General features: G+C 67.0%; 9 protein-coding genes. 8 read left to right on the top strand and 1 reads right to left on the bottom strand.

The features are described from left to right. Positions 1 to 183: 183 nt before the first annotated feature. The 5 genes from CSW58_RS14000 to CSW58_RS04805 are packed head-to-tail and all read left to right on the top strand — an operon-like array spanning position 184 to position 2399. Positions 184 to 324 (top strand): hypothetical protein, encoded by a 141-nt coding sequence (locus CSW58_RS14000; protein ID WP_161494563.1) that lies wholly within the window; start codon positions 184 to 186, stop codon positions 322 to 324. After that, a complete protein-coding gene (locus CSW58_RS04815; protein WP_099446523.1) occupies positions 321 to 515 on the top strand; it encodes a helix-turn-helix transcriptional regulator in 195 nt (64 codons plus the stop codon). Before CSW58_RS14000 ends, CSW58_RS04815 begins: the two co-directional genes overlap by 4 nt. A 54-nt stretch (positions 516 to 569) precedes the next feature. Then, positions 570 to 938 carry an alpha/beta fold hydrolase gene (locus CSW58_RS16070; RefSeq protein ID WP_369825077.1) on the top strand — a complete coding sequence of 123 codons (369 nt, stop codon included), beginning with the start codon at positions 570 to 572 and terminating at the stop codon, positions 936 to 938. Continuing rightward, positions 935 to 1483 (top strand): alpha/beta fold hydrolase, encoded by a 549-nt coding sequence (locus CSW58_RS16065; protein WP_369825075.1) that lies wholly within the window; start codon positions 935 to 937, stop codon positions 1481 to 1483. The genes CSW58_RS16070 and CSW58_RS16065 overlap by 4 nt, the downstream gene beginning before the upstream one ends. Before the next feature lie 22 nt (positions 1484 to 1505). Beyond that, positions 1506 to 2399, top strand: a complete 894-nt coding sequence (locus tag CSW58_RS04805; protein ID WP_099446522.1) for a TraB/GumN family protein — start codon at positions 1506 to 1508, stop codon at positions 2397 to 2399. Between the two features lie 72 nt (positions 2400 to 2471). On the opposite strand, the gene CSW58_RS04800 is transcribed toward CSW58_RS04805, so the two are convergent. Further along, positions 2472 to 3077 (bottom strand): HD domain-containing protein, encoded by a 606-nt coding sequence (locus CSW58_RS04800; protein ID WP_099446521.1) that lies wholly within the window; start codon positions 3075 to 3077, stop codon positions 2472 to 2474. A 152-nt stretch (positions 3078 to 3229) separates the two neighbouring features. On the opposite strand from CSW58_RS04800, the gene CSW58_RS04795 reads away from it, so the two are divergent. The 3 genes from CSW58_RS04795 to CSW58_RS04785 form a co-directional block, all read left to right on the top strand. Further along, entirely contained in the window at positions 3230 to 4858 is a 1629-nt protein-coding gene (locus CSW58_RS04795) for an ABC-F family ATP-binding cassette domain-containing protein (protein ID WP_099446520.1), read from the top strand. Between the two features lie 143 nt (positions 4859 to 5001). Then, positions 5002 to 6822, top strand: a complete 1821-nt coding sequence (locus CSW58_RS04790) for a PLP-dependent aminotransferase family protein (RefSeq protein ID WP_099446519.1) — start codon at positions 5002 to 5004, stop codon at positions 6820 to 6822. A 143-nt stretch (positions 6823 to 6965) separates the two neighbouring features. Beyond that, positions 6966 to 7685: carbon-nitrogen hydrolase family protein (locus CSW58_RS04785; RefSeq protein ID WP_099446518.1), on the top strand; the 720-nt coding region annotated here is incomplete at its 3' end.

Genomic DNA, 7685 nt, shown 5'->3' with positions numbered 1-7685 from the left:
TCCTGTTCGGCTCGATGTACATCCTGCGCCATCTTGAGCCTGGCGGCCTGCTGGTCTGGATCGTCGCCGTGGCTCCGGCCGTGCCGATCATCGGCGCCATCGTCGCCATGGGCTCTACATGGTCGAGGAGACCGACGAGTTTCTGCGCGCAACCCTGGCCAATCCATGCTTTGGGGCATCGGCGTGACCATAACCCTTTGCACGATCTGGGGTTTTCTCGAGAACGCCGATCTGCTGCCGCATCCGCCGCTCTATCTGATCTTCCCGCTGTTCTGCGCCAGCTTCGGCCTGGCTCAGCCCTTTGTCAGCCGGAGGTATCGGTGAAAAATCGCCTCAAGGTCCTGCGGGCCGAGCGCGACTGGAGCCAGGCCGATCTGGCGGACCGGCTGGAGGTTTCCCGCCAGACCATCAACGCCCTGGAGACCGGCAAGTACGATCCCAGCCTGCCGCTGGCCTTCCGGATCTCCCGTCTGTTCGGCCTGCCCATCGAAACCATCTTCCAGGATGAGGCCTGAGCGCCGCGCCCGGCGTCGCCGCTTCAGCCTTTTCCCATCACAATGAGGTCTACAATGTCCCGCCGCTCCTTCCTGGCCCGGTCAGTGATCGCCTGCGCCCTGTTCACCTGCACCGTGGGCTTCGCCCTGGCCAAGGCCCAGGCCGCGCCCGTCGCCGTTCCTTCGGCCGCCGCCGCCCGCTTCACCGCCGACGTCAGGGGCCAGGGCCCCGACGTCATCCTGATCCCCGGCCTGGGATCATCCGCCTCTGTCTGGGACGCCACGGCGCGCCAGCTGGAGGGTCGCTACCGGGTTCATGTGCTGCAGGTCGCCGGCTTTGCCGGGGCCGCGCCCGGGGCCAATGCCGAGGGGCCGGTGGTCGAGCCCCTGGTTGAGGCGGTCGACGCCTATATCCGCGCCAACGGGCTCAAGGCCCCGCGGTGATCGGCCATTCCATGGGCGGCCTGACCGGCCTGATGCTGGCCCGCCGCCATCCCGCCGATGTCGGCCGGTTGATGATCGTCGACAGCCTGCCCTTCTACGGCGTGCTGTTTGGCCCTGGGGTGACGGTCGATGCCGTGCGGCCCCAGGCGACGATGATCCGCGACGCGACCATCGCCATGGCCGCCGACGCCTTCGCCGGCCAGCAGGCCATGACCATGCCGCGCCTGGTCCGGTCGCCCGAGGGCCAGGCCGCCGCCGTGGCCTGGTCGATCGCCTCGGACCGCAAGGTGTTCAGTCAGGCCTTCTATGACGTCCTGACCACCGACATGCGCGGCGAGGTGGCGGCGATCACCACCCCGACCACCATGCTCTATCCGCTGGACCCGACCACCGGCCAGAGCGCCGAGACCGCCGACCCGATCTATGCGACCGCCTATGCGCCGCTGAAGGGCGTGCGCCTGGCGCGCATCGACAACGCCCGCCACTTCATCATGCTCGACCAGCCGGAGGCCTTCGCCGCCCAGGTCGAACAGTTCCTGCAATAGCCCCTTGTTTGGAGACCTTCCCATGATCCCTTCGATGCTTCGCCCCGCCCGCCGTTTCGCCCTGGGCCTTGTCGCCCTGGCTTCATTGGCGGCCGCGTCCGTCCCCGCCGTCGCTGAGCCCATGCTCTGGGCGATCAAGGACAAGGACTCGACGATCTACCTGTTCGGCACGGTCCATGTGCTCAAGCCAGAGGTGCAGTGGCGTTCGGCCGCGATCAACAAGGCCTTCGCCGAGTCCGGCGACCTGGTCATGGAGATCCAGCAACCCGAAAACCCTGCCGACCTGCAGCCCCTGATCCTGAAATATGGCGTCGACCAAGCCGCGCCCCTGTCGAGCAAGCTGGACGCCGAGACCAATACGCGACTGATAGCGGCGGCCCAGAGCCTGGGCATTCCGCCGCAGGGCGTCGAGCCGATGCGCCCCTGGCTGGCGGCGATCACGGTCTCGATGGCCCCCCTGATCAAGGCGGGCTACGATCCCAAGAGCGGCGTCGAGGCCGTGATGTCGGCCGAGGCCAAGACGGCCGGCAAGACGGTGGGCGCGCTGGAGACGGCCGAGCAGCAGCTGGGCTTCTTCGCCGGCCTGTCGCCGGTCCAGGAAGTGGCCATGCTCAAGGCCACCCTGGACGAGGTGGATGCGGGCCCCAAGCGCATCGACGCCATGGTCGACGGCTGGGCCAAGGGCGACACCAAGGTCCTCGACAGCCTGTTCATCGACGAGATGAAGGGCGACTACCCGGCCCTCTATCAGCTGCTGATCGTCAGCCGGAACCAGGACTGGGCGCGGCAGCTGAAAACCAAGCTGGCCGGATCGGGCGTCAGCTTCGTCGCCGTGGGGGCTGGACACCTGACCGGTCCCGATAGCGTCCAAGCCGAACTTGCCAAGCTGGGCGTCAAGGCCGTGCGGGTGAACTGATCGCGGGCACTGAGGGACACGCACGCTTTTCCCAAGGGGCGTGAAGGGCGTGTGTGGCCCTCAAGGCTGGCCCTATTCGGCCGCCTCGACCTCTGGCTTGCGCAGATAGATCGAGCGCTTGGGGGTGGACATCACCCGCTGCAGCATCGGTTCGAAGGCCTCCAGCGGCATGGTGTCATAGGCCGGGTCGAAGGCCTCCTGGTCATAGCGGTGGCAGAACACCGCCGTGTGCTCGAAGCTGGGATGGCCGCGGAACTGATCGCGCATGTCGCGGTCCAGGCCCAGGTGGTGGAAGAAGTAATAGCCCTGGAAAATGGCGTGATGGGCCACCATCCAGTGGTTCTCCTCCGAGACGAACGGCTGGAGGATGGCGGCCCCGATGTCGGCGTGATTGCGCGGACCCAGGATGTCGCCGATGTCGTGCAGCAGGGCGCAGACCACATATTCCTCGTCGCGACCGTCACGGAAGGCGCGGGTGGCGGTCTGCAGGCTGTGGTCCAGGCGGTCGATCGCGAAACCGCCGCAGTCGCCCTTGAGCAGGGACAGGTGGCTGATCAGCCGCGTGGGCAGTTCGCGACCGAACTCGGCCGAGGCCTCGGCGATGATGCCCCAGTCCTGGGGGGTGCCATCGACCATGGCGTGGAATTCGGCGCGTGGATGATGCTCCCCGTCGGCCATGGTGTTTCTCCCTCGAACGTTTGTTTGAGCCATCGTGCGCCGCTCTCGCGGCAGCGTCAACGCGGGCGTGGGCGGGGGGAGGGACCGAAAGTCGCGCGGGCGAGATGGCGCCAGGGCTGGCGTTCTGCTTCCGCCCGGGTTAGCAGCCCCCCATGATCCGCCTCGACAATATCTCCAAGCAAAACGGCCACCAGATCCTGTTCATCGAAGCCTCGATGGGCATCCAGAAGGGTGAGAAGGTCGGGCTCGTCGGCCCGAACGGCGCCGGCAAGACGACGCTGTTCCGCATGATCACCGGTCAGGAGCAACCCGACGACGGGCTGGTCGCGATCGATGCCGGCATGACGATCGGCTATTTCAGCCAGGATGTCGGCGAAATGGCCGGCCAGAGCGCGGTCGCCGCGGTGATGGACGGCGTCGGCCCCGTCAGCGCCCTGGCCAGCGAAATGGCCGAGCTGGAAGCGGCCATGGTCGATCCGGACAAGGCCGATGAACTGGACGCCATCCTCGAACGCTATGGCGAGGTGATGGAACGTTTCCAGGAGCTGGACGGCTACGCCCTGGACGCGCGAGCCCGCGAGGTGCTGGCCGGATTGAGCTTCAGCCAGGAACGGATGGAGAGCGACGTCGGCCTGCTGTCCGGCGGCTGGAAGATGCGCGTGGCCCTGGCCCGCATCCTGCTGATGCGGCCCGACGGCATGCTGCTGGACGAGCCCAGCAACCACCTCGACCTGGAAAGCCTGATCTGGCTTGAGGCCTTCCTCAAGACCTATGACGGCGCCCTGCTGATGACCTCGCACGACCGCGCCTTCATGAACCGCATCATCGGCAAGGTGGTGGAGATCGACGCCGGTTCGCTCATTACCTATTCGGGCGATCTGGACTTCTACGACCAGCAGCGCGCGCTCAGCGAGGCGCAGCGCCAGGCCCAGTACGAACGCCAGCAGGCCATGCTGGCCAAGGAAATCAACTTCATCGAGAAGTTCAAGGCCCGCGCCTCGCACGCCGCCCAGGTCCAGAGCCGGGTCAAGAAGCTCGACAAGATCGACCGCGTCGAGGCGCCGCGCCGTCGCCAGGCGGTCAAGTTCGAGTTCCAGAGCCCGCCGCGGTCGGGCGACGACGTCATCAGCCTGCGCAATGTCCACAAGGGCTATGGCGCCCAGCCGATCTATGAGGGCCTCGATTTCCTGGTGCGCCGCAAGGAACGCTGGTGCGTCCTCGGCGCCAACGGCGCCGGCAAGTCGACCCTGCTGAAACTGGTGGCCGGCGACACCAAGCCCGACCAGGGCGCGGTCAATATCGGCGCCAGCGTCAGGATGGGGTATTTCGCCCAGCACTCCATGGATCTGTTGGACGGCGAAGAGACGATCTTCCAGTCTTTGGAGAGCGCGTTCCCCCAGGCCGGGCAGGGCGCTCTGCGTACCCTGGCGGGCTGTTTCGGCTTCTCCGGCGACGATGTCGAAAAGCCCTGCCGCGTCCTGTCCGGCGGCGAGAAGGCCCGCCTGGTCATGGCCAGGATGCTGTTCGATCCGCCCAATCTGCTGGTCCTTGACGAGCCGACCAACCACCTCGACATGGCGACCAAGGAGATGCTGGTCGCGGCTCTGGCGGACTTCGAGGGCACCATGCTGTTCGTTTCGCACGACCGCCATTTCCTCGCGGCCCTGAGCAACCGCGTGCTGGAACTGACGCCCGAGGGCGTCCAGCAATACGGTGGCGGCTATACCGAATATGTCAGCCGCACGGGCCAGGAGGCGCCGGGACTGCATCCGGGCGGGTAGGGGCCTTGGCCCGTTCAGCCTCCAAGGCGCGGCTTCTGCGCCTATGGCGGGATCGTCCGGATTGGACATTAAACAAGGACAACCGCCCCTTTTTTATGGGGGCTGAGTAGACACGGCGGATATGGACGAGCCAGGATCGGGCCATGTCCAGGCCGCTTCTATTTCTTGATCCCGACAGCGATCTCAGTCTCCAGGATCAGGTGCGGCGCAAGCTGGTCGAGGCCGCCTGCGCTGGAGCTTTCCCGCCCGGCAAGCGCCTGCCGTCCTCTCGCGGACTTGCGGCCCAGTTGGGGGTGGCGCGCAATACGGTGACCCTGGCCTATCAGAAGCTGCTCGACGAAGGGCTTTTCGTCAGCCGCGAACGCAGCGGCATCTATGTCGATCACGACATGCTGCGCGGCGTGACGGCGGTTCAGTCCGTCGCGGGCCGTCGCGAGCCGGCGCCGTCCTCGCGTTGGCGCGAGCGCTTCAAGTCGGGCGAGGGCGATGAGCCGGTCGCGCGACGCTCGCCCAACTGGCGGCAATACCCCTATCCCTTCATCGACGGTCTTTTTGACGCCTCGCTGTTTCCAGTCGCCGAGTGGCGAGAGGCCAGTCGCCAGGCGCTGGCCCTGGCCGAGATCAGCCAGTGGTCGATGGACGGCGGCGACGCGGATGATCCGATGCTGATCGAGGAGATCCGCACCAAGGTCTTGCCGCGGCGCGGGATTCAGGCCCGGCCGGACGAGATCCTGATCACGGTCGGCGCCCAGCAGGCGCTCGCCCTGGTCAGCCAGATGCTGATCGACAGGACCAGCGTCGTGGCCGTCGAGAACCCCGGCTACCCTGACCTGCGCCGACTGGTCATGGATCGCGGGGCGCGACTGGTTCACCAGCCGGTCGATGACGAGGGACTGGTGGTCGACCGACGGCTTGACGACTGCGACCTGGTCTATGTCACGCCGAGCCATCAGTTTCCCACCGGCGTGATGATGACCCAGGCGCGCCGGGAAGCCCTGCTGAAGAAGGCCTCGGCGCGCGATCTGATCATCGTCGAGGATGATTTCGCCTGCGAGACCAACTATCTGGACGAGGCCTGTCCGGCCCTTCGGAGCCTGGATCGCGATGACCGGGTGATCTATGTGGCCGGCTTTTCCAAGGTGCTCGGGCCGGGACTGCGCTTGGGGTTCATGGTCGCCTCCGCCGACGTGATCGCCGAGGCGCGCCGGCTGCGTCACCTGGCGGTCCGGCATCCCCCCCTGAACAACCAGCGCACGGCGGCGCATTTTCTGGCCATGGGCCATTACGATGCGACGATGATGCGCCTGGGCAGGCTGTTCCGGGAGCGCCGCACGGCGCTGCGCGACGCCCTCAATCACTATCTCCAGAACGCCGTGGCCATCGCGCCCTTGCGCGGCGGGGCCACCTATTGGGTGCGGGGCCCTGACCATCTCGACGTCGAGGCGTTCGCGGCCGAGGCCGAGCGGCGGGGCGTGCTGATCGAGCCGGTCGGCCCCTATTTCGCCGAGGGCAAGGCACCCCGGAACATCTTCCGACTGGGAGTCACCAGTCTGCCCCTGGACCGCATCCGCCAGGGTGTGGCGGCCCTGGCCGACCTGATGCGGGATCTTCCGGGGACGGCCCATGCCTTTCCCGATACCGCCAGCGCCCATCTGGCGGGCCCGGCGCTGGAGACCGCGATGTCCGGCGCCGTGCTGCTGTGCAAGACGGTCTATGGCGACCCGTGCACGATCGAGCTGCTGCCCGGCGGCCAGATGTCGGGCCGCGCCGGCTACGCCAACGAAGACTGCGACGAAGGCCGTTGGTGGGTTGAGGGCGATTTCTGGTGCCGCCAGTGGAACCGGTGGAGCTATGGCGAGACCTCCCGGCTGATGACGACGATCACCGGAGACCGTATCGGCTGGTTCGACGCCGGCGGCCGCCTGGTGGATTCGGCCGTCATTCGCCGCGCGGACCTCCCTTGAGTCCTTGGGGCCAGTTCTCCCTCTAGATGCAATAGGGCCTCAATCTGGCTCCATACTCGGCCTGCGACTGGCGCTATGGGCCAGCGGCTCGGGCGGTCACTCTAAGGGTCCAAGGGCCGCCTGGCCCGACCAAGAGAGTTCCCATGCGCCCTATCGGTATCGCCGGTCTTCAACTGCAGCTTGGCAAGGGCGACAACGGCGACCGCATCGCGGCCGAGATCGCGGCCGTGAAGGCGCGCCTGCCCTGGGTCGATATGGTGGTGCTCGGCGAACTGTCCGTGTTCGGCGCGTCCATCGCCCACGCCCAGCCGCTGCCTGGCGAAGCGGAGGCCAAGATGTGCGCCGCCGCGCGCGCGGCCGGGGTCTGGCTGGTGCCCGGTTCACTGTTCGAGGCGGACGGCGGGCGGGTCTATAACACCGCCCCGGTGATTGACCCGACCGGTCAGGTCGTGGCGCGCTATCGCAAGATCTTCCCCTTCCTGCCCTATGAGCAGGGGGTGACTCCCGGAAGCGAGTTCGTGGTTTTCGACGTGCCCGGTGTCGGCCGGTTCGGCCTGTCGATCTGCTACGACATGTGGTTCCCGGAGACGACCCGGACCCTGGCCTGGATGGGGGCGGAGGTCATCATCCATCCGGGCATGACCAACACCATCGACCGAGAGGCCGAACTGGCCGTCGCCCGCGCCAGCGCGGTGACCAATCAGGTCTATTTCGTCGACATCAATACCGCCGGCCAACTGGGCGTTGGCCTGTCGGGCGTGTTCGGGCCCGGCGGCGAGGTTCTTCATCAGGCGGGGTCGGGCCATGAGGTCATCGCCGTCGAACTGGATCTGGACCAGGTCACCCGGGTGCGAGAGCGCGGC

It is taken from the genome of Caulobacter sp. B11 (genome assembly GCF_002737765.1).
Classification (GTDB): domain Bacteria; phylum Pseudomonadota; class Alphaproteobacteria; order Caulobacterales; family Caulobacteraceae; genus Caulobacter.
The sequence above is the reverse complement of the archived record's forward strand: the minus strand, read 5'-3'. Positions and strand labels throughout refer to the sequence as shown.

What these genes read in the sequence shown, in the direction of transcription:
- CSW58_RS16070 (WP_369825077.1), top strand. Translation starts at nt 570, where the DNA reads ATGTCCCGCCGCTCCTTCCTGGCCCGGTCAGTGATCGCCTGCGCCCTG.
- CSW58_RS04790 (WP_099446519.1), top strand. Translation starts at nt 5,002, where the DNA reads ATGTCCAGGCCGCTTCTATTTCTTGATCCCGACAGCGATCTCAGTCTC.
- CSW58_RS04805 (WP_099446522.1), top strand. Translation starts at nt 1,506, where the DNA reads ATGATCCCTTCGATGCTTCGCCCCGCCCGCCGTTTCGCCCTGGGCCTT.
- CSW58_RS04800 (WP_099446521.1), bottom strand. Translation starts at nt 3,077, where the DNA reads ATGGCCGACGGGGAGCATCATCCACGCGCCGAATTCCACGCCATGGTC.
- CSW58_RS04795 (WP_099446520.1), top strand. Translation starts at nt 3,230, where the DNA reads ATGATCCGCCTCGACAATATCTCCAAGCAAAACGGCCACCAGATCCTG.